The organism is Clostridium sardiniense, from assembly GCF_019753795.1.
GTDB classification, from domain to species: domain Bacteria; phylum Bacillota; class Clostridia; order Clostridiales; family Clostridiaceae; genus Clostridium; species Clostridium sardiniense.
Genome location: NZ_JAIKTU010000004.1, coordinates 283607 through 305323 on the forward strand (window position 1 = coordinate 283607; position 21717 = coordinate 305323).

Here is a 21717-nt window from a genome sequence, read left to right on the forward strand (position 1 = left end):
GCAATCTTTATTGCTAGGTCTTAAAAGTTTGACTAAAATTCCTCTAGTCGCAAGATAAGTTTTACTATTAAATTAAGAGGTTTTTAGGTAATTAGCTCTGTTATTTTATTTTCAACATCTTCAAGCTTTGTACTATTAAAATACTTATAATTTTTAAGCTTATTTACATCAATATCTCTAAGCATATCTATAGGAGTATCTTCTGAATATACTTTTTCTTTTTTTATAGTACCTTTATCATCCGTTTTGTAAATAGCTAGGTAACCATCACTTTCGCCTATATAATATGTATTTGGCTTTAATGAATCCTCCTTCTCTCTTTTGTATACAAAAGTATCATCTGATTTATTAGCTAGCTTATAACCATTAGATAATACTGCTTTTGAAAGAATTTCTTCTGTAAGATTTTTTTCTATATTAAGTTCTTTAAGTAGTTCACTGACTGTAGTAGTCTTATCTCTAGTTTCACCTGTATAGAATGATACTTTTAGATCTTCTCTAAGTGCCCTTTCTCCTTGACTAGCAACAGTTTCCTCAGCAGTACTTTCAAATTGATTATTTAAATTTCTATTTTTAATACTCTCTGATACAAAATAATAGCTAGTAAAAAATAGACCAATAATTCCTATAATAAACATTGTAAAATAAAACTTCTTATTTATCTTCATTTTCATCACTCCTTATTGGTCATTATTTACATTATTCCACTTTTTATACAAAATCTTAAATTTTTTTCTTTCTTTTTACTAAATATTTTTTTACTACTAATAAATTAAAATATAAGAGGTTTTGCTTATATACAAAACCTCTTTATCTATACTTTAACTTATCTTCATATTCTTTATTAATGTAATATTTTTTAATTATTCACTTAATTAAAATACTCCATCTGAACCCCTACCAAATTCTTCTTCATTTAATAATCCATTATCACTAATAAAATCACTTAATTTATCTGCTTTTTAGATTGCACAGCTTTTTAATACTTCAGATTATAAAATTAAATTTATCTACAAATAAGTTAATATACATAACTAATCAATAAAAGCTTAATATAGATATGTATTTCTTAAATTTTTTAAATCATCTTTATTTAAGTCATATTCTTTTTCAAAGTATTCATCATAAGAACTATAATTATCCTTTATTACTTTTAGACTTTCTCCTATAAAATCTCTATTCACGCCTAAAATTCCCTCTATTAATTTCTTAGTTTCTTCATCTTTAATATATGGGTTACACATAGCCATAACTTTTTCATTACTTACTTTCCTATTATTATTACTTTCTAAATAATCTAAAATAACAGTTTCTTCTGGAACATTAAGTGCAAGTAATATTAATGCTGAACCTATACCGGTTCTATCCTTACCTGCTGTACAATGTTGTAATATAGCTGTATTTTGTGGATTTTTAAAAAGCTTAAATAATTCTTTAAATGCTGGATTATTTAATGGCATACTCTTATATCCTTCTATTAATAATTCTTTAGGAGTTATTGTCATTTTATCTCCTTTTAGGATTCCTTCTACATAACTTGCCATATCTAAATTGTCATTTCCTAGATTGCTCATAGCTGATATATTTATATTTTTAACCCCCTCAACTTGCACATCTGGACTTTTATCTGCTTCTTCCTTTGATCTATAATCTAATACATATTTAATACCTAAAGTCTTAAAATATTCTAAATCATCACCCTTTAAATTAAACAAATCTTCTGATCTATAGAATAATCCCCATTTAACTCTCCTTCCATCCTTAGTATCATAACCACCTAAATCTCTAAAATTTGAAAATTTTTCAAGAGGTACTATTCTTTCAGCTAATATTATTTCACAATCACTATCATTATCTTTAACCTTATAAAAAGTTCTATTGTTTGGTTCTGGATCCATAAACTTTATTTCATCAGTATTTTTAAAATCTTTTAAAAATTCTTCATCTCCATTTAATTTGCTACTATAATAAACTTCTAAATCACTACATTTTCTATTTAGTTTAATTGTAATTTCTCCATTATCTCCTCGTATTATATTTCCGTTTAACTTTTTCATTTTCCCATCCTCCCTTAAGTAACTATATATATATTAATATTATAACTCTTAATTTAAAACTTTCTTTTTAAAAAAAATAATTTATATAAAAATAAATAATTAGTAATTTTATTCACATAACTTCTTTTAAAATTACTAATCATAATTATTAACATATATTTAAACTCAACATTGTTGACAATTCCGATGGGAATTGTATATAATCAAAAAATAATATATTTTAATAATGGGAAGAGGACTACAAATGAAAAAGATGAAAAAGAAAATTTTATTACTTATTACATCTCTTGCACTGATTATTCTTGCTTTTGTTGGGTGTGCACCAAAAGAAAATAATCAAGTAGCAAACACCAATAAAAAAACTATAACCATCGGTACATCTGGATCTTACTATCCATTCACTTTTTCAGATAATGGTAAGCTTAGTGGATTTGAAATTGATATTTGGAATGATATAGGTAAGCGTCTTGGATATAATGTAGAATTTAAGACAGCTTCCTTTAGCGGATTATTTGGAATGCTTGAAAGTGGTAAAGTTGATACATTAGCTAATCAAATAACCATATCAAATGAAAGAAAAGAAAAATACTACTTTACTGAACCAACTGTATACAGCGGAGCTCAAATCATAGTAAAAAAAGGTAATGATTCAATAAAGTCATTTAATGATTTAGAAGGTAAAAAAGTTGGTGTTGACCTTGGTAGTAACTATGAACAGATAGTTAAAGATAAAGGCAAAGGTAAAAATATACAAGTTATTACATATCAAAATACAGATGCAGCTTTTAATGAACTATTACTTGGAAGAATAGATGCTGTAGTTATTGATAAAGTTTCTGCCCTTGCTGCTATAAAAGAAAAGAATTTAACACTACAACTTGCAGGGTCTCCTATTGATAAAATAGAAAATGCATATCCTTTTAGAAAAACTAAGGAAAATGAAGATCTTGTTAAACAAGTAAATAGTGCTTTAAATGATATGAAAAATGATGGTACATTAAAGTCTATATCTGAAAAATGGCTTGGAATGAATGTAACTGTTCCAAACAATAATGAAGGTAATACAAATTCTGCTGTAGCTAATACCCATAGTTCATTATCTTTTGATTTTATGTATTCACTAAAATTAATACCTATGCTACTTACAGCTGTTAAGACTACTTTATCTCTTTCAATCTTTGGTATGATAATAGGACTTATAGTAGGTATTGTTCTTTCAATAATAAGAATTTATAAATTGCCTGTTTTAAAACAAATAGCTGAAATTTATATCTCATTCTTTAGAGGTACACCTCTTTTAGTTCAATTATTCTTATTATATTTTGGTGTTCCTCAAGTAATACCTGGACTTGAAAATATGAGTGCATATACAGCGGCTCTTATAGGCCTTGGATTAAATGCTTCAGCATATATTGCTGAAATACTTAGATCATCAATAAATGCTATAGATAAAGGTCAAATGGAAGCTTGTCTTTCAGTAGGCATGACAAAAGGTCAAGGTCTTAGAAGAATCATTCTTCCTCAAGCATTTAGAATAGCTATACCACCTCTTGGTAATATCTTTGTAGATACTGTCAAAGGTTCATCTCTTGCTTTTACATTAGGTGTTGTAGAACTTCTTGCCAAAGCTCAAATGGAGGCTGCAGCAAGCTACAAATTCTTTGAAAGCTATATTGTTGTAGCTATTATGTACTGGATTATAATCGAATTCTTTAATTACCTACAAAGAATCTTAGAAAGAAAACTTTCAGTATATTAAGGGGTGAATGGAATGATAAAAGTAAAAGGTTTAAAGAAAAACTTTAAAAAGTTAGAGGTATTAAAAGATATTAATTTAGAAGTAAAAACTGGAGAAGTTGTTGTTATACTTGGACCATCTGGTTCTGGTAAATCAACCTTTCTAAGATGTCTAAATTATTTAGAAAAACCAGATAAAGGCGAAATTTCAATTGGTGATGTTGATATAAACACAGAAAATGTATCAAAAAAAGATATAGCTAATTTAAGAAAACAATCAGCAATGGTCTTTCAGCATTATAATTTATTTAATAACAAAACAGTTCTTCAAAATGTAACTGAAGCTTTACTTGTTGTAAAAAAATTAAATAAAGATGAAGCAATAAAAATCGCCTTAAATGCAATAAAAAAAGTTGGTATGGAAGATAAAAAGGATGTTTATCCTGGAACTTTATCTGGAGGTCAAAAACAAAGGGTTAGTATTGCTCGTGCTATGGCAATAAATCCAAATGTTATTCTTTTTGATGAACCAACTTCAGCACTTGATCCGGAACTTGTAACTGAAGTTTTAAATGTTATTAAAGATCTAGCAAAAGAACATAGAACAATGATTATAGTTACTCATGAAATGTCTTTTGCTAGAGATGTTGGTGATAGAATAATATTTATGTCAGATGGTGTTGTTGTTGAAGAAGGGACTCCTGATGAAATATTTAAATTCCCTAAAAATGATCGAACAAAACAATTCCTAAGTAGATTTGTAAATCTAAATAAAGATGTATAATTAATTATATAAAAAATCCTATCTAAGATATCTTAGATAGGATTTTTATATCTTTATAAGCTCATTCTTCATTATCAATTTCCGCTATAGCTTCATTTATACCTTCATTATTTAAATCTATAGCTTTACCTACGGTTCCACCAAGCTTTTTCCATACATAGTTATGAACTTCAACAGCATTATTAAAATCTAGCTTGTCCCACTTTTCTATTTCTACAGTAAGAAAATCGTCTATACCTTCTACTGATTTTAATAATTCCTTTATCCTTTTTCTAGTTATCTTCCCTTCACCCCAAATTTGATTATCTTCTGCAATTATTAATGAATTCGCCATTTTATGAACTTCATCATATATTTTTTCTATGTTATTTATATTTTTACTATCTACTTCTCCCTCATTACTTTCTAAACTATTAATTTTTTGACCTTTAACACTTACATTCTGTATATTATCTTTTTCACTCTCTCTGATTTCATATTTATATAGCAAAAATCCTAATGGTAATGATACTACAATTGTTACTATTAAAGCAATTATTATGTTCCTACTACCCTTACTAATACTTATTTCTTCATAATCCTCCTCATCTTCTTCACATTCTTCTTCCCACTCTTCATAGCCCTCATCATTATTTTCATACTTATTATCTATAACTTCGTCTTCATTATTATCCATAATAATCTCTTCCTCTTCACCTTTCCCATTAATTTTTTCATCACCTATATTGTTTTTCATATTTTCTCTCCCTTTTATTTCCATTTATATTATAATTTTACATTATGAGGAGACATATTTCAATAAATAATTTCTATAAAAATAAAAAGAGATGATAGAATCACCTCTTTTTAAAATTTATAATATTTCTTTTAATAACCACTCTTTCGTATCTCTATCACAAAAAGCACCTTCTACACTATTTAGATATATCTTTTTAAAATCCTCTTTGCTTAGTGAATGTATCTCATCTATTTTATTACATTCTTCTGTTAAAGTTATATTAGATACTGTTCTATTGTCAGTGCTTAAGTTAACATTCAGATTATCATCCAAGAATTTTTTTATAGGATGTATTTCATACTCTTTCACTGCTTTAGTTTGAACATTACTCTTAGGGCACATTTCTAATGTTACATTCTTTTTTCTAACTAACTCATATACTTCTTTATCTTTTTCAATAGCTACTGCATGTCCTATTCTTTCCGCTCCTAAAAGTTCTATTGCATCTTTTACATTTCTTGAAAATCCTGTTTCTCCTGCATGTATTGTAACTCTATATCCATACTTCCTTCCAAGTTTAAATGGTTCTTCAAATGCTTTAGCAAATCCTTCAACTTCTCCTCCTGCAAGATCTAAAGCAACAACACCTTTTCCTATAAATTCACGTCCACCTTCTATAACTTCATATACTGAATCCACAGGCATATGTCTTAAAAGGCTTAAAATAAGATTACTTTTAACGCCAAAATCTCTTTCCCCTTCTTTTAATCCATCAATTACACTTTCTATAATTTCCGGAACCTTCATTCCTTTTTCTTTATGGAAAAGTGGAGCAAATCTAATTTCTATATATTTAACATTTTCCTTACTTACATCTTCAATTAATTCATAAGCAATTCTTTTAAGGTTTTCTCTACTTTGCATTAACTTGACTGGCAAATCAAATCTTTTTAGGTACTCATCTAATGAAGGGCAATCATCTGGTACAACCAATATTTTCTTCATTTCCTCATATTCTTTGCTATCTACAGCTATTTTTTCTTTTTCTATAATATCTAAAACTGTATCTACTCTTAAACATCCATCTAAATGACAATGTAATTCAACCTTTGGTAAATTTTCAAACTTCATAATATGCTCCTCCTAAGCTATCTTCCTTAATATATGTATTTTTGTATAAAAAAAATTCTTGATTGCGAAGAAAACACTCAAATCTTTGAATCTTTTCTTCGTAATCAAGAATTATTGGTTCTTGGTAGAAACTCCTTAACCATATTTTAAGGATTATACGAATCATTTTTTAAATTAAATATATTCTATCATATTTTTTTAATAAAGCAATAGCATTTTTTTATTTTTTAAAAATAAAAAGCATCATAATTGATGCCTTTTTAATCATTATTATTAGCTAATAAATCACATTTAGATTAAGCTTCTAATTTTCTAAGCTTTCTGTTAACCTTTGCAATTAAAGCTGCATTTTGACTTCCTTTGTTTGCTAAGGAGTCTCTTCTAACCTCTAGTGCTAATTTCTTATTCATTTAAAATTCCCCTCTCACCCATAGTATAAATATGAACATTATTCATATTTACTATTATTCTACCATATATTATATTTTTTTCAATATATTTGAGATAATATATCTAAAAATAAAGAAGATAAGCTAATTATCTTCTTTATTTTTATTTATTACATTTTAGGATTTTCTTTTCTCTTCGTTACTCTTCCTGCTTCTTTTGCTATTTTCTCAAATCCAACTTCATTTGCTATCTCATATTGCAATTCATCCAATCTAGGTGTTGTCTTTTGTCCTTCATTCTTAAAATTTGGATCTGTACTCCTATATTCTCTATGGCTCATATTTATTCCTCCTCTAATTAATAGATGGTTACTCTATTATTTCTTAAAAGGTACTTTTCTCTCTTTATTTTTGCCAAGTTTTCTTGATTCACTAGAATATCCTATTTCATTTGCTGTTTCACTTTTCATCTTTTCTACTTCTTTTTTACTTTTTTGTCTTGATTTTTTATTATCTTTACTATTTTTATTATTTTTATGAGACATTCTATCAACTCCTTTAACTAAATAAATCATCATTTATATTATTAGCGTTACATAGTTATCTATTCCTTAAATGCTTTCCTAAAGAGTTATTTAATATTTTAAAACCCTTTATATTACTTAATCGTAAAATTAGGTAATATAATTTTTTATAGATCAAATAACTAACTATTTTTTAAATTAAATCAAAAAACACACCTCTAACCTCAATATACAAAAATTATATATCAAGATTAAAAGTGTGTTTAATTACTTTTCTATTTAATTACTGATAATTATTTAATTTTAAAAGGTAAACTTATCCTTTTATTCATCCCATCCTTCTAGGAATTCTGCATTGTGATAAACTTCTTGAACATCATCATAGTCATCAAGTAAGTCTAACATTTTTTGCATCTTCTTAGCTGCATCTTCATCTAATTCTGTATATGTATCTGGAATCATTTTAACTGCTGCTTCTAAGAATTCTACTCCTTGTTCTTCTAAAGCTTCTCTAACAGTTGAGAAGTCTTCTGGAGTTGTTAATGTAAAACTATATATTAATCTTCATTTTCTATCTTATTAATGTTAGGATATATATCATAATGAATATTGTTAATTAAAACAAGCTATTCCATATGTATGTCTAACAGAAATTATATATAATTTTTAGAAGCTTTTCAATAAGTAATATTATTTTAATTAGTTTTATTTTTATGATTAATACAATAAAAAGGATTCATACAAATTAAAAACTTGTACAAATCCTTTTAGAGTATTGAAAATACTATTTGTTTATTATTTCTCCTACAGCAACTATGCCTTCATACCATTAAGTTCTCACCCAAGACCATAAGACCCATCATTTCAACGTGAGCAGGAACTGATGATGATCCAGCGAATTGTGCATCTGAGTGCATTCTTCCATAGTATCAGTCATTTTCTCTATTTACCTTAGAACTTTTCAATTCAAAGTTCCCATCATATTAAGTATGATAACAAATAATCAAAACAATTATTAAATTACCCTATCCTTGTCAGCAAGCCTTTATTATCTTCAATTATATTGGCTACTAATTTGTAGTATTTTCCTTTTACTGCAACACCTGCAAGACTCATAACTAATATTGCTTTTTTAATTACATATGGTCTTGGACTACATTCCTCTACTTTATCATAATATCTATCAGTTAATGTATGGTCTGTAATTTTAATAAATCTATATTCCTCATCATTATAATTAAAATTCGCTGTAATTCTTCCATCTTTAAATTTATCTAACCATAATTTAAATTCATCAACTCTGAACAATACAAGTGAATATTTATCTAAAATTTCCTCCATATCTTCTTCGAGTACAGATGCTTCTGAATTATAAAATATAAAATCAGGTTTCATTAAATATTCTCTAATCTCTGACTTTTTTGCCTTTCCAACTTTTTCGAAATATTTAGAATCATCTATAATGTAATTTTCAGGTTGGTTCTCAGATCCTTGTTTCCCAAGCAATTCAACTTCTATAATCTCCATCGGCTGCATTTGTGTACCATCTTCATACATTATATCATTATCAGTTAAAGCATAATCTGTACCTTCGTCATCAGAAACTAATCTTATGAATCTTTCTTTTTTCACATCAATGCCAGCAACACAGTAACCGCCATTTTTATCTGATCTTGTTAATATAATTACTTTTTTTTTCAATATCCCCATCTCCAATTTTAAATATGAATTATCTCAATTTCTTCATCCTTAAGTAATTTCTTAACATATTCTGCTACTAATCTCCTGTGACAGTTTTCAGCTGTGCTTTCACTGCATAAAAAGCACATTCCATCCAACTTATTTTTTAATTTAGTCTCAATATAACTATCCAACTTTCTATTTAGCAACAATTCATTAAATCGCTCTTCATATTTAGCCCAAGTTATATCTCCCTTTTTGTACCCATTTAATAACTCTTTTGTAGGACTAAACCTGATGTCATGCATATATTTTATAGATAGTATAACCTTTAAAAAGTACTCTAGATCTTTTCCTTTTGTAAAACCTGCTAATTGATTTGAATTATTTAATCTAACATCAAATACACATTTAACATCATTAATTTTTAATAATTTAAAAAATTGCTCTGCAGTTTTTTTAGTAAAACCTATCGTATAAATTTTAATCGTTATCTTCACCCCCTATTCTATATCCAATTTCAGCATTTCTCTTTTTGTATGCTTCATCTATCATTTCTGCTTCAGTCTTTCTTTCTCCTAAATAAGTGGAAAATGAAATTTGAAATCTATCAGGAAAATATTTTTCTAAAAGTCTTTCTTCAATTTTTTCTTGAGTTTGAATTGTATTATCAGGCAAAATATGTCTCACATTAAGCCCATTATCTTTTAACCCTTTACTAACCATTATTGCTCTATGACAGTCTAACGGATCTTTCTCGGTGCACATTAATGCTATTCTAAAACCTTTCTCACATCCATCCTTCAATCTTTCTACACCAGATAAAAAATCAACATCTTGCCTTACTTTCTGAAAGTCTAGATATCCTTCTTTACTATACAAAAGAGTATTATCTCTTCGTGCTCCAAATTCTTTTCCCATATGCAAATAATGAATTCCTCTTATGTTTAAAGACTTTTGTAATGTGTCTTTGTTAAATTGTGGTGTATATTTAGAAAATGGGGTAGACCTAACGTCTACAATGCAATTAATATTTTGCTTTCTAAGCATTAAAACAAATTTATTTATTGTATGATTTGTATGTCCAATTGAATATATATCCATTAGTAATCTCCTATGTCCTTAAGTCTATTAATTAAACTTCTTACATTTACATTATTATTTTACCACTTATATTATGTTTTTACATTATTTTTCAAATATTTTTATCCATCTGTAAACAGTAGCTCTCCCACACCCAAGCAATTTTGCCATCTCAACTTTAGTAATTTCTTCATTAATCATTCTGTCATAATATTTTTTAAAATCTTTAGGCAAGTCTTCTTTTGTTTTTTCTTCTCTCCCAAACCACTTACCAGTCTTAGTTTCTCCTGTTGCTTTACACTTTTCAACTCCTTGAACTACCCTTTCTTGAATTGTATCACGTTCCATCTCTGCAACTCCTCCAAATATAGCACGAAGTAGTTTGTATGTATTTGAATTTGTATCTATGCCTTCTTTTAATATTATAACCCTTACCCCTTTATGAACTAACTGATCAATTATCTCTATTAAGTCCTTAAAATTTCTTCCAAGCCTTGAAATGCTTTCGCAATAAGCTATATCTCCTTCTCTTAACTCAACAATCATTTTATTAAGCATTGGTCTTTCTTTTGTTTTTCCTGTCATTTTATCTACATATTCTTTATCCTTCTACCTTTTTCTTGCTGTATCACCAAACTATATTTTTTCGATACACTAAATACATTTTCTATTAATACCTTTGTACAAAAATAAAATATTAATTTTATTTTTACATTTCATACTTTCTTTACATATAGTAGTTTGACTAGATACAAGAGCAACATCTAATAATTTCTTTAATTAACTTTTACAATTTGAATGTTTATTGCATATAGTCACTTGAAAATAGAACAAAGAAGGAGAAATATTAATGAAAAAAATATCAATACTTAAAAACACTGTAGAAGAAAAATTAGATGGAGTTATAATAGAACGCTCCTTAACAGAATCTGAAATTAAAGAAAGTTTGGAATCATGGAAGTCCTTATCAGAAGACGAGATTAATCATAAAATAAATCAATGTATTACAGACTGTAAAAATGTATCTGTTTATAAGGATTCAATAAAGAAATTAGGATTACTATACTTTAGTTTAGACAAGGACTATAAAATTGTATACATAGGAAGTAGTAGCGATATAACTAATGATAGATTAAAGCAAAATGATAGAATAAGAACCAAACTTTCTAAGATAACAAAAATCACAGCCAATGATATAGGTTGGGAATACAGAAAAAGAATTAAATATGCTGTAACATTTATACTTCCTAATTATAAAAACTATGAATTACATTTAATTAACATGATTAATCCAGAATTTAATTCCCATGGCACAAAAAATTATTGTAGCAAATGGGATCATAAAAATTCTTTATTCTCTTATTCTCAATACATTAGTACAGACATACTTGATAGTTTTCATAACAAGGGAATTTTTAATCATAAGTGTAGTTTAAAATATAAAATACTACCAATTGAAATATTTATGAAAAAAGAGTTAATAAAAACAGAGGAAGATAATCATGAATAATAAAACTTGGGCAGTTCCACTGACTTCCTCTAATAAAATATTAACTAATAAAAAGATTTCACTAAGAACTTATGCACTACTAATGTTATACAGCAATTGGGGAGGATCCATGTTTAATGATAATACTAGATACCTATATGACAATAAAATATCAGATAACATTGAAGATTTGCTATCTGTCTTAAACATTACACGCTCTTCATTTCGTTCACATTTATTTAATTTGAGAACATATTCAAAAGGTATTTTCAAATCTAAAATGATAAAAGATGAATTAGTACATATGTTAATACCTAAAGATAATAATAATTATGTTCTTATTGATAGTGATCTATTACTTAAATTAATTTGCAACTGCAATGAGAATTGCATACGTATTTACATTATATTGTGTTATCTATGCAGAAATGGTTCAAACAAATTACTCATCAATGGTTAAGCGAATCTATTGGTAAAAGTCCAAATAGTAGAAGATTAATTTCTAATGCTATCAATCAGCTAGAATCTAATAATTTTATATTTGTAGAGCGCTTAAAGACAGTCCATAAAACCTATGATGAATCAAAAAATAAAATCATATGTAATCATAAAGATATACATATGTATACAGTAATTAATTGAGGTACAAAAATGTACCTCTCCATCCATAAAATATTCACTCTCTAACAATGTTTTTCTTACGTTCGATGTATTAAAATATATACACAAATTATAGATAAATTATAGAAATATTATAGAATTAATAATAGATAAATAAAGGAGAAGCCAAGCTTCTCCTTTCAATTTTTATTGTGCTTTATATTCAATTCTATTAATACCTCTTTCATCTTTAAATTTTCTTATTTTAAGAAATCCAATATCAATTAATTGTTCAGTGATTCTTTTAAGACTACCTTCACTCCTTAAACTCAATCCAATAGATAATAATATTTCTTTTCTTAATAGAACAAAGCTCTAAACACCTAATTCCAGTATCAAATAAGAAATCCATTATAAGCTTGTTTCTTATTACTAAAGTACTGGATTATTTTCTATGTACTCTTCATTAACTGCATACTTAAAGAAAGCTCTAAAACTCTTTATAATGCCATTGATATAAGATACCTTTCTCTTATTCTTCTGCAAGAACTTGATGTAATCTTTAATATAAACTGTCTGTATACCTTCTAGTTCTGTAACTCCAAACTCATTTTCTATAAAGGTAAACATCAGCAGATTATTATTCCTATAAGCTTTTATTGTTCTAGGACTATAATTCTGCATCTCAAGTTCTAAAATAAACTCTTCCAAAACATCTTTTAAGCACAAAAAAACACCTCCTAAGTAGAGAACCCAAATTTTATATTTGGTGTGAATCACTTACTCAGCGAGTGCATACGAGTCGAGTTTCCTTTAAAATTTCGCATAAAAAAACACCTCCTATCTAATTAAAGATAGAAAGTGTCTCCACATTCAACATACATCAATCTAAATCATAAAAATTGTATGTATATCGTAATCAATATTAGTCTTTACAAATTTTAATCAACTCTCTAAAGCATTGAAAACTCTAGCTTCAAGTGATTATTCATCCCATCCTTCTGGGAATTCTGCATTGTGATAAACTTCTTGAACATCATCATCATCTTCAAGTAAATCTAACATCTTTTGGAACTTCTTAGCATCATCTTCATTTAACTCTGAAGTTGTATCTGGAATCTTTTTAACTCCAGCATCTAAGAATTCTAATCCTTGTGATTCTAATGCTTCTCTAACTTCACCAAAGCTATCTGGTTCAGTGTAAACAACAAATACTTCATCTTCAGCTTGGAAATCTTCTGCTCCAGCATCTAATGCCATCATCATTACTTCTTCTTCATCTAAATCGCCTTTTTCTATAACGATTTCTCCTTTTTCTTGGAACATGAATCCAACACAACCTGCTGTTCCCATGTTTCCACCACCTTTAGTGAAAGCACTTCTTACATTACCTGCTGATCTATTTTTATTATCTGTTAATACTTCAACTATTACTGCAACTCCTGATGGACCATATCCTTCGTAAACATTTTGTTCATAGTTTACTGATGATAATTCTCCAGCTGCTTTTTTGATTGATCTTTGTATAGTATCATTAGGCATATTAGCTGCCTTTGCTTTTGCTATTACGTCTCTAAGTTTAGCATTAGACTCAGGACTTGAACCACCATTCTTTACTGCAACAATTATTTCTTTTCCGATTTTTGTGAAAATCTTTCCTCTTTTTGCATCCATTTTACCTTTTTTAGCTTGGATGTTATGCCATTTTGAGTGTCCTGACATGTCTATTCCTCCTTACATTTGTTAAAACTATAAAAATTATACCATAAAATTATATCATAAAAATTTCACTTTATTCAACATATCTATTGTTTATATATTTTTTACAATTTAAGGAGTTAAATTCCTTTAAAAAGCCTATTATCTTCTTTAAAGTATATATCATCTTCATCTTTAGATATAATAGCTTTACCATTTGTAGCTTCCGTTACTTCTTTTTCAATTGCAGGTACAACTGTTTTTTCCGCATATATATGAACTGTTACTTTATCTGTATACTCTGAATCTTCTATATGCCAATTATTTTGCCCACAAAGATACTGTATCTTTCCAATAAGATCGTATTCTATTTCTATTGACACTTTAACACCTTCGACTTTTTCAACAACTCCACCAGCTTTAAGTGCTATGCTAGCTCCCTTTGTATATGCCCTAGTAAGTCCACCAGCACCTAAAAGTATTCCACCAAAATATCTAGTTACTACTATCGCACAATCTGTTACCCCTTGCTTTTTCATAACCTCTAATATTGGTATACCTGCTGTTCCTTGAGGTTCTCCATCATCAGAATATCTTTGAATTCCATAGTTTTGTCCAATAACATAAGCCCAACAATTATGTCTAGCTTGCTTATGCATACTTTTTATTTCATTTACAAACTCTTTAGCTTCTTCTTCACTTTCAACTCTTTTTGCATATCCAATAAACTCTGACTTTTTTTCCTCAAAGCGATCTTCTCCACGGTCCCTTATAGTTATATATGCCATGACTTAAACTCCTCCTTAATTATCCTAAGTCCTTTGATTATATTATCACAATCTGTTTGTGAAAATCCTATTCTAAAAGACCTATCGCCCTCTTCATTAGTTCTAAAAAATAATACTCCAGGTGTAATGTAAACATGGTTCTTTTTTAACCTATAGAATAACTCTCTTGAAGATATTCTACTATCTTTAATCTCTAAATAGTAATTTAATCCTCCATTTGGTTTGTTATAATATACATAATCTGAAAGTTCTTCCTTTATAATTTTTCCCATTAAATTATAACGTTTCTTATATTCAACTGAAAGATTGTGTACATTTTCTTTCCAGTTTTTATTTGCAATATAATATTCTAAAGCTCTTTGCATAAGAGTTGATGTAGTTATATCCGTATTAAATTTAGTTCTTAAAAAATTTTCTCTAAATTTTTCAGGCACAATAATATATCCTAGTCTTATACCAGGTATAAATATCTTTGAAAAACTTTTAATATATATCACTCTATTTTCTTTATCTAAATATTTAAAAGGTATATAGTTAAAATCTTCTTCATAAATAAGTTCTGATAAATAATCATCCTCTATTATGTAAAAGTCATGCTCTTTTGCAAGTTCTAATATACGCTTCTTTTTTTCTAAACTATATGATACTCCTGTAGGATTTTGAAAATAACTCATAGCATAAAAAAGTGTAATCTTATTTTTCTTTAACACTTTTTCAAATTTTTCAATATTAATTCCATCCTCTTCTATTGGAACTTCAAATATATTTGCTCTTCTCCACTTAAAAACTGATAAAGCACCACCATAAGTCGGCTTCTCTACTATGACATTATCATTTATGTTAAGTAATGCTTTAGAAGCTATATCAATTCCCTGTTGAGCTCCTGAAACTATTAATATATCTTCTGTATTGACTGTGCCATCCCAAAATACATTATTTATAGTTTCTCTTAAAGGATCATATCCTAATGTATTTTGAGAAAGTAATACCTCTTCACCATCTCTATCTAAAACAGTATTTATTATCTCTTTAAAGTCTTTAATAGGAAAAAGTATTTCTTTTGTTGTTTCTCCTGTAAAGTCCACATATTTAGATACATCATCATTTTTAAGAAGTTTAAAAGTTTTTGAATAGTCTTTTCTAAAAGGAGAAATCATCTCCTTTTTCTTTGCAAAGGTTCCACTCCCTACTTTCTGATACGCAAAGCCTTCATTTTTAAGTTTTTTATAACAATTAATAGCCGTTATTTTATTTACATTAAGGTCAGTACTTAACTCTCTAATAGTTGGCAGCTTCTCTCCATCTAGTATACTTCCATCTTCTATTAACTTTTTAAACTTATTAGCAATTTGAATATACTTTGGTGTTTCCTCTTCAAATATAATTTCCTTTATACTCTTCAAAACATATCATTCCTTATTCTATTCCATATACATTTTCATTAATTATAATATTATTATCTTTATCTATAACCTTTTTGCTCATTTTTTTAATTATACCTTTTGATAAAAGTTTTTTAAGTATCTGCTCTACTTTTACTTTACTTCCTACTATTTTAAAATTTTTAATTATTTCAGAAGCACTTAAATATTCGCTACTATCTCCTAAAATATCTAGTATTACTTTTGAAGATGCTAGTATATTATCTTCAATATACCTTTCTATATAGCTTACAATCTCTATTATATCCTCTTTGTTTATACCATTAAAGAGTCTCTTATCTATTATGCTTTTAAATGAATCATTTAAATTAACTGCCATTCTAATAGAGTCTTTGCTTATTGTATATCCATTTAAACTTAGATATAATTTTGAAAAACTATCTAAACTTCTTATCATCACTTCGTATGCCGTATACATTCTATCGATTTGTATATATTTTTTGCATATACTTATTTCTTTAATGACCTTACTTAAATATTCTAAATTTTCTTCATGAGTATATTCATCTCCACCATATATAGCTCTATTGTAAATTGAGTTTATCTCTTTATCTCTTGAAAAAACTATTTTTGAGAATTTTAGTATACTCTTTGAAGTTCCCTTATTTCCTTCGTTTTCATAAGAGTCCATAAATTTTTCCTTGCTAAGTAATTTAGCATGTATTGGAACCCCATTGACTTCTGAATATATATCACGAACTTCATGGAATTCATTTTTGTACACAACAAAAAAATCTATATCTGATTCTTCCCAAATATCTCCTGAAACCATACTTCCAAAAGTAAAAACCGCACTAACATTTTTATTTCTTTTAAAATCTTCCATTATATCATTAAACGCTTTTTGATACTCAATTATTATGCTTTTCATCATCAATATGCCCCCTATAACACTACTCCTCTTTTAATCTATTATAACAAAACTGTTTCAATTGTTAAAATACTATTTAAAATTAATAAAGATTCCTAATACAAAAATCTGTATTAGGAATCTTTAAGTAAAAAATCTATTTATTTTTTTTAATCTATTACATTTACTATATATTCTTTTGTCTTATTATAAGTTTCATCATCTACCTCAACAGTAAGCGCTGTCCCTTCATTTACATACTCTTCTTTTAATATTCTCCCATTTCTATGAAGGAATGAAACAACATCTCCTTTATCATAAGGTATTACGTATTCTGCCTTCTTTAAATTATAAGGAAGCTTAATTTCTATCTGATTTAATAACTCATCTAAATTTATTTCTTCCTTTGCAGAAACTTTAACTATATCATCATAATAAGACATTTTTTCTTCTATATTAGATATTTGTTCTTCTGTAGCTTTATCAATTTTATTTAAAACAAGAATTGTTTCTTTATCAATTGATCCAAGTTCTGATAAAACTTCTTCAACAGCCTTTATTTGATCTAATGCATCATCACTTGATACATCAACCACATGACATAAAAGATCTGAATATATAACTTCCTCTAATGTTGATTTAAACGCCTCTACCAGATCATGAGGAAGCTTTCTAACAAATCCTACTGTATCTGTTAATGTTATAAGGCCTTTATTTTTAAGTATTACAGCTCTTGTTGTAATGTCTAATGTAGCAAATAGCATATCTGCTTCAAATACTTCTTCTTTATTTCTATTATCTTTTGATGCTGCAATGCTACATAGAGTATTTCTTAAAGTTGATTTACCTGCATTTGTATATCCAACTAAAGATACTTTAGGAATGCTTTCTTTGTTTCTTTTTTCTCTTTGCACTTCCCTAATTTTCTTAATCTTTTTAAGATCTTGATTTAAGTCATAAATAGTCTCTCTTATATGTCTTCTATCTGTTTCTAATTTCTTTTCTCCAGGACCCCTAGTACCAATACCTCCTCCTGTTCTTGAAAGTATTGTTCCAAGTCCTTGAAGTCTACTTAATCTATACTTTAATTGAGCAAGTTCTACTTGTATTTTAGCTTCCTTACTCTTTGCTCTCCTTGCAAATATCTCTAATATTAATGTAGTTCTATCTATAACTTTAGCTCCTATTGCATTTTCAAGATTTCTAACTTGTGATCCTGAAAGTTCATCATCGAATATAACTACATTTGCTCTTTCTGTTTGTCTTAGGTGTGCTATTTCTAAAACTTTACCCCTACCTATATAAAAAGCTGGATCAATTTTACTTCTTCCTTGATATACTTTAGTTAAAACTGGTATATCACAAGCTTTTGTAAGTTCTGCAAGTTCTTCCAAGCTCTCTCTTGTATCAGAACCTACTAATATAGCTTTCTCACCCTCATCTTCTATTACATCATTTTCTTTTATAAGACTTTCAGTATATCTAATTTTATCTATTATATCTATTGACATTAATTGTTCAAATGATAAGTTATTTGTTTCTTCATACACTAAATTATTATTGTATACAGTCAAATTAGCTAATGAAAAGTCTATCACTTTACCATTATATATGCCTATTGCAATAATTGAATCTAACTTAAGCTTTATAAGTGCAGTTAAATCAAGTGCTGAAAGATTACTAAGACCATTTGGATGAGTGTGTATTACTCTTACTCCTGAAAGTCTCTTTTCATGAATATCTAAAACTGGTAATTCAACTGATGTTGAATCTCCTATAGCAACTGATGTAACCTTTCCTTTTCTGTCTATGGCTACACTTATCTCTCTTTCTATTTGAGAAGAAAGTCTAGCTATTATCTCAATTATCTCTATATTACAAACTTCTTGTTTTTGCGTTTTTATGCTGTATAAGGTATCTAATTCTGCAAGAACTGAATTTCTGATTCCTTCTGTGTTTCCTTGTATCATTTAATCACCCTTTTCAAATGTCTATTATTCAATTTGACTATAATTCTATACTAATAGAACTTAATTGTAAACTATGTCAATTAAAATTTTTACTTGATTTTTCTTTTATAATACAGTATTTTATTTATTAAAGAATTATTCAAAGAATACGAAACATATTTTTACTTGGAGGTTTTATTAATGGACGATAAAAAACGTAATATTTTATTCTCAGAAGAGCAAATTCAAACAAGAATCGCTGAACTTGGAAAGGTAATAACAGAAGATTATAAAGATAAAAATCTTTATGTATTATCATTACTAAGAGGAAGTTTTATATATGCAGCTGACCTAGTTAGATACATAGATACTAAAGCTAAAATTGGCTTTATGACTACATCAAGTTATGGAAATAATGAATCAACTTCTGGAAATGTTAAAGTTGTAAATGATATTCCAGATAATATAGAAGGATATGATGTTTTAATAGTTGACGATATAGTAGATAGTGGTATTACTATGAACTTTGTTGTTAATCACGTAAAAAATCTAGGTGCTAAATCAATAAAAACTTGTGTACTATTAGACAAACCTTCAAGAAGAAAAGTTGAAATTACTCCTGATTATTGTTGCTTTGAAATTGAAGATTTATTCGTGGTAGGTTATGGATTAAACTATGGCGACCACTATAGAAATGTTCCTTATGTTTTCAATTGGGAATGCTAGAAATTTAATTTAATCAATAATAAACCTAGATAATTAAAAATTATCTAGGTTTATTATTTTTTAATTATTATAAATTATGGTTTAACTATATATATTTTTTTATGAATTATATATTCTTGTCCAAATTCAGTTATTAAAAGACTAAGGTTAATATAACCTTAGTCTTTTTACTTAACTTAAAATCATATATAAATATTTTTTCTATATTAGCATTTTAAATACCTATTCTTTAAATGACTCTTTGAAGGTATAAAGGCTATAAAATAAAAATCTGACAATTAACTATAGCTTCTAAGTATAATTTTATACTAATACTTTAAATTCCTAAGTAAAAAATTATATAATACTCATCATTTATATTTATTTTATATGTATAGTGTAAATAAACTAATATAATATATTTAACAAAAATTTGTATCAAAATAAAAATATTAATTAAAGTGCTATAATTTAATAAACCAATTTGCAAAGGAGGTATAACTACTATGAAAAACACAGGAAATTATCAAGAAAATAAATTAAATTTAATATTAAGATTCTTCAGATTCATTATTACTATTTTTTTAGCAATTTTATTATATGAGGCACTGTTTTCTAATATTTTCACTAAAAAATTTCATACGGTACTATATATTCTTTTATGGTTATATATATCGTATATAATTTTACCGATAACAATTAGATTTATAACCAAACTTTATTTACCTGATTATTTCATAGGTAGAACAAAAACCAATGATGGTTTGTTTGGAGATCCTATAAATATTGCTTTTTTAGGAGATAAAGAAAATATAATAGAAGCATTTAAACTTAATGGTTGGCATATAGCCGATAACCTTAACCTTAAATCATCAATTAAAATAGGATTAGCGAGTGTATTTTCTAAATCTTATCCTTGTGCGCCAGTTAGTTCTCTATTCCTATTTACTAGGAAACAGGATATAACTTTCGAAAAAGAAGTCTATGGTAACCCTAGAAAAAGACATCATATACGTTTATGGGAAACTCCAGAGGAATGGTACTTACCAGGAGGCTTCCAAGCAGACTGGTTAGCTTCAGCAACATATGATAAAAATATAGGATTATCTTTATTCACTGGTCAAGTAACACATAAAATTGATTCAAATGTAGATGCTGAAAGAGATTTTGTAATCCAATCTTTAAAACAAAAAGCTACCATAGAAAATGTAACAATAGTTCAACATTTTACAAGTAGCTATCATGATAGAAATGGTGGTGGTGATCGCATTTATACTGATGGTTCTTTACCTTTTGTAAAAATTAAAGATATAACTAATATTAAAATAAAAAGTATCAAGTAGTTTTAGCTACTTGATACTTTTTATTTATTTAAATCTATAGCTGTATCTGGTATATCTCCAACTATTATTGTTTCTGAAAGTGGTATCTGAGTATTAACTTCCATTTCAGTATTATACATAGGTATTATTATTTTTATCCTAGCTTTTACATTTAAGTATATCTTATGCCTAGTTTGATTAATCCCAGCACTTTCAAATACAGATTCATATGAAGTTTCTATATTTCCAAGAGGCTCCATTTCTATTGTAATTTTAGGCCCTAAGTTATAATAAACGCTCTTATCAGTCATCCAGCCAAGCGGTACCTCTATCCCCTTCTCTCCAAATTCTTCTAGTTTTTCATTACATTTTATAGATATCTCTCCAGTTATCTTATTAAGTAATACTGTATTAGCTTGAATTAAATTTATTTTATTCTCTTTATCCCTACCTATCATTATTATCTCTTTACCTGCAACTTTTTCGTCGAAAACCTCTATACTAACTTGATTAATTGTCTTAACAGCTTCTGCTCTCATCATAGTTTCAGATATTGCCAAAACAGACGGCATTACTTTTTTATCAAAAACAACTAATAATAGATTAAAAAGTATAAAAATGGTGATAATAATAGCTATAAATGATTTATATCTTCTTTTACGCGCTCTTGTATAATATTTCATATAACACCTTTTTATTGAGTTATTGATTTACTCATATTATAATTATGCTATAATGGGTAAGAATATTATTCATTAATTTTAAATGATT

The 21717-nt window shown here is 27.3% G+C and carries 21 protein-coding genes, 3 pseudogenes and 1 riboswitch; of the genes and pseudogenes, 5 read left to right on the forward strand and 19 right to left on the reverse strand.

Annotated elements, in window-relative coordinates:
• Positions 1-83 precede the first annotated feature (83 nt).
• Entirely contained in the window at positions 84-668 is a 585-nt protein-coding gene (locus K5V21_RS06595) for a hypothetical protein (RefSeq protein WP_221860135.1), read from the reverse strand.
• A 381-nt stretch (positions 669-1049) separates the two neighbouring features.
• A complete protein-coding gene (locus K5V21_RS06600; protein ID WP_221860137.1) occupies positions 1050-2057 on the reverse strand; it encodes a tyrosine-protein phosphatase in 1008 nt (335 codons plus the stop codon).
• 253 nt (positions 2058-2310) lie between these two features.
• Between K5V21_RS06600 and K5V21_RS06605 the strand changes: the two genes are divergently transcribed.
• Positions 2311-3816: an ABC transporter permease subunit gene (locus K5V21_RS06605; RefSeq protein WP_221860211.1), complete on the forward strand. Its 1506-nt coding sequence runs from the start codon at positions 2311-2313 to the stop codon at positions 3814-3816.
• 12 nt (positions 3817-3828) lie between these two features.
• Positions 3829-4578 carry an amino acid ABC transporter ATP-binding protein gene (locus K5V21_RS06610; RefSeq protein ID WP_221860138.1) on the forward strand — a complete coding sequence of 250 codons (750 nt, stop codon included), beginning with the start codon at positions 3829-3831 and terminating at the stop codon, positions 4576-4578.
• Positions 4579-4639: 61 nt separating this feature from the next.
• On the opposite strand, the gene K5V21_RS06615 is transcribed toward K5V21_RS06610, so the two are convergent.
• The 10 genes and pseudogenes from K5V21_RS06615 to K5V21_RS06660 form a co-directional block, all read right to left on the reverse strand.
• Entirely contained in the window at positions 4640-5314 is a 675-nt protein-coding gene (locus tag K5V21_RS06615) for a DUF6241 domain-containing protein (protein ID WP_221860141.1), read from the reverse strand.
• A gap of 117 nt (positions 5315-5431) precedes the next feature.
• Positions 5432-6427: an adenosine deaminase gene (add, locus tag K5V21_RS06620; protein ID WP_221860142.1), complete on the reverse strand. Its 996-nt coding sequence runs from the start codon at positions 6425-6427 to the stop codon at positions 5432-5434.
• Positions 6428-6508: 81 nt separating this feature from the next.
• Positions 6509-6608: riboswitch (purine riboswitch) on the reverse strand.
• Positions 6609-6986: 378 nt separating this feature from the next.
• A complete protein-coding gene (locus K5V21_RS06625) occupies positions 6987-7157 on the reverse strand; it encodes a hypothetical protein (RefSeq protein WP_221860144.1) in 171 nt (56 codons plus the stop codon).
• 36 nt (positions 7158-7193) lie between these two features.
• Positions 7194-7361 carry a small, acid-soluble spore protein, alpha/beta type gene (locus K5V21_RS06630; RefSeq protein WP_221860146.1) on the reverse strand — a complete coding sequence of 56 codons (168 nt, stop codon included), beginning with the start codon at positions 7359-7361 and terminating at the stop codon, positions 7194-7196.
• A gap of 303 nt (positions 7362-7664) precedes the next feature.
• Positions 7665-7880: pseudogene (locus K5V21_RS06635) on the reverse strand (YebC/PmpR family DNA-binding transcriptional regulator); the annotation flags it as partial.
• A gap of 281 nt (positions 7881-8161) precedes the next feature.
• A pseudogene (locus tag K5V21_RS06640) lies at positions 8162-8263 on the reverse strand (GGGtGRT protein); the annotation flags it as partial.
• Positions 8264-8360: 97 nt separating this feature from the next.
• The gene (locus K5V21_RS06645) at positions 8361-9041 is read right to left on the reverse strand and encodes a dual OB domain-containing protein (protein ID WP_221860148.1); all 681 of its coding nucleotides are present in this window, start codon (positions 9039-9041) and stop codon (positions 8361-8363) included.
• A gap of 17 nt (positions 9042-9058) precedes the next feature.
• Positions 9059-9520: a DUF488 domain-containing protein gene (locus K5V21_RS06650; RefSeq protein WP_307494993.1), complete on the reverse strand. Its 462-nt coding sequence runs from the start codon at positions 9518-9520 to the stop codon at positions 9059-9061.
• Positions 9504-10124 (reverse strand): DUF488 domain-containing protein, encoded by a 621-nt coding sequence (locus tag K5V21_RS06655; protein WP_221860150.1) that lies wholly within the window; start codon positions 10122-10124, stop codon positions 9504-9506. The genes K5V21_RS06650 and K5V21_RS06655 overlap by 17 nt, the downstream gene beginning before the upstream one ends.
• An 84-nt stretch (positions 10125-10208) precedes the next feature.
• Positions 10209-10709, reverse strand: a pseudogene (locus K5V21_RS06660) (recombinase family protein); the annotation flags it as partial.
• 244 nt (positions 10710-10953) lie between these two features.
• On the opposite strand from K5V21_RS06660, the gene K5V21_RS06665 reads away from it, so the two are divergent.
• On the forward strand, positions 10954-11613 hold the full coding sequence (locus K5V21_RS06665) for a hypothetical protein (protein ID WP_221860154.1): 660 nt from the start codon (positions 10954-10956) through the stop codon (positions 11611-11613).
• Positions 11614-12624: 1011 nt separating this feature from the next.
• Here the strand turns inward: K5V21_RS06665 and K5V21_RS06670 are convergent.
• The 6 genes from K5V21_RS06670 to hflX form a co-directional block, all read right to left on the reverse strand.
• The gene (locus tag K5V21_RS06670; RefSeq protein WP_245000662.1) at positions 12625-12921 is read right to left on the reverse strand and encodes a phage integrase SAM-like domain-containing protein; all 297 of its coding nucleotides are present in this window, start codon (positions 12919-12921) and stop codon (positions 12625-12627) included.
• Positions 12922-13176: 255 nt separating this feature from the next.
• Positions 13177-13914, reverse strand: coding sequence for a YebC/PmpR family DNA-binding transcriptional regulator (locus K5V21_RS06675; RefSeq protein WP_204594413.1), 738 nt, complete (start codon positions 13912-13914; stop codon positions 13177-13179).
• A gap of 116 nt (positions 13915-14030) precedes the next feature.
• Entirely contained in the window at positions 14031-14678 is a 648-nt protein-coding gene (locus K5V21_RS06680; RefSeq protein WP_204594414.1) for a YigZ family protein, read from the reverse strand.
• Positions 14666-16081 (reverse strand): aminotransferase-like domain-containing protein, encoded by a 1416-nt coding sequence (locus tag K5V21_RS06685; protein WP_221860156.1) that lies wholly within the window; start codon positions 16079-16081, stop codon positions 14666-14668. The genes K5V21_RS06680 and K5V21_RS06685 overlap by 13 nt, the downstream gene beginning before the upstream one ends.
• A gap of 13 nt (positions 16082-16094) precedes the next feature.
• Entirely contained in the window at positions 16095-16994 is a 900-nt protein-coding gene (locus K5V21_RS06690; RefSeq protein WP_245000663.1) for a nucleotidyltransferase domain-containing protein, read from the reverse strand.
• A gap of 146 nt (positions 16995-17140) precedes the next feature.
• Positions 17141-18940, reverse strand: coding sequence for a GTPase HflX (gene hflX, locus K5V21_RS06695; RefSeq protein WP_221860158.1), 1800 nt, complete (start codon positions 18938-18940; stop codon positions 17141-17143).
• A 180-nt stretch (positions 18941-19120) separates the two neighbouring features.
• Between hflX and hpt the strand changes: the two genes are divergently transcribed.
• Together hpt and K5V21_RS06705 are read left to right on the forward strand one after the other, a co-directional pair.
• Complete coding sequence (gene hpt / locus K5V21_RS06700) at positions 19121-19645, forward strand: hypoxanthine phosphoribosyltransferase (protein WP_204594418.1); 525 nt, start codon at positions 19121-19123, stop codon at positions 19643-19645.
• Between the two features lie 485 nt (positions 19646-20130).
• Positions 20131-20967 carry an LssY C-terminal domain-containing protein gene (locus tag K5V21_RS06705; RefSeq protein ID WP_221860160.1) on the forward strand — a complete coding sequence of 279 codons (837 nt, stop codon included), beginning with the start codon at positions 20131-20133 and terminating at the stop codon, positions 20965-20967.
• Positions 20968-20987: 20 nt separating this feature from the next.
• On the opposite strand, the gene yunB is transcribed toward K5V21_RS06705, so the two are convergent.
• Positions 20988-21629 (reverse strand): sporulation protein YunB, encoded by a 642-nt coding sequence (gene yunB, locus K5V21_RS06710; RefSeq protein WP_221860162.1) that lies wholly within the window; start codon positions 21627-21629, stop codon positions 20988-20990.
• Positions 21630-21717: the final 88 nt, after the last annotated feature.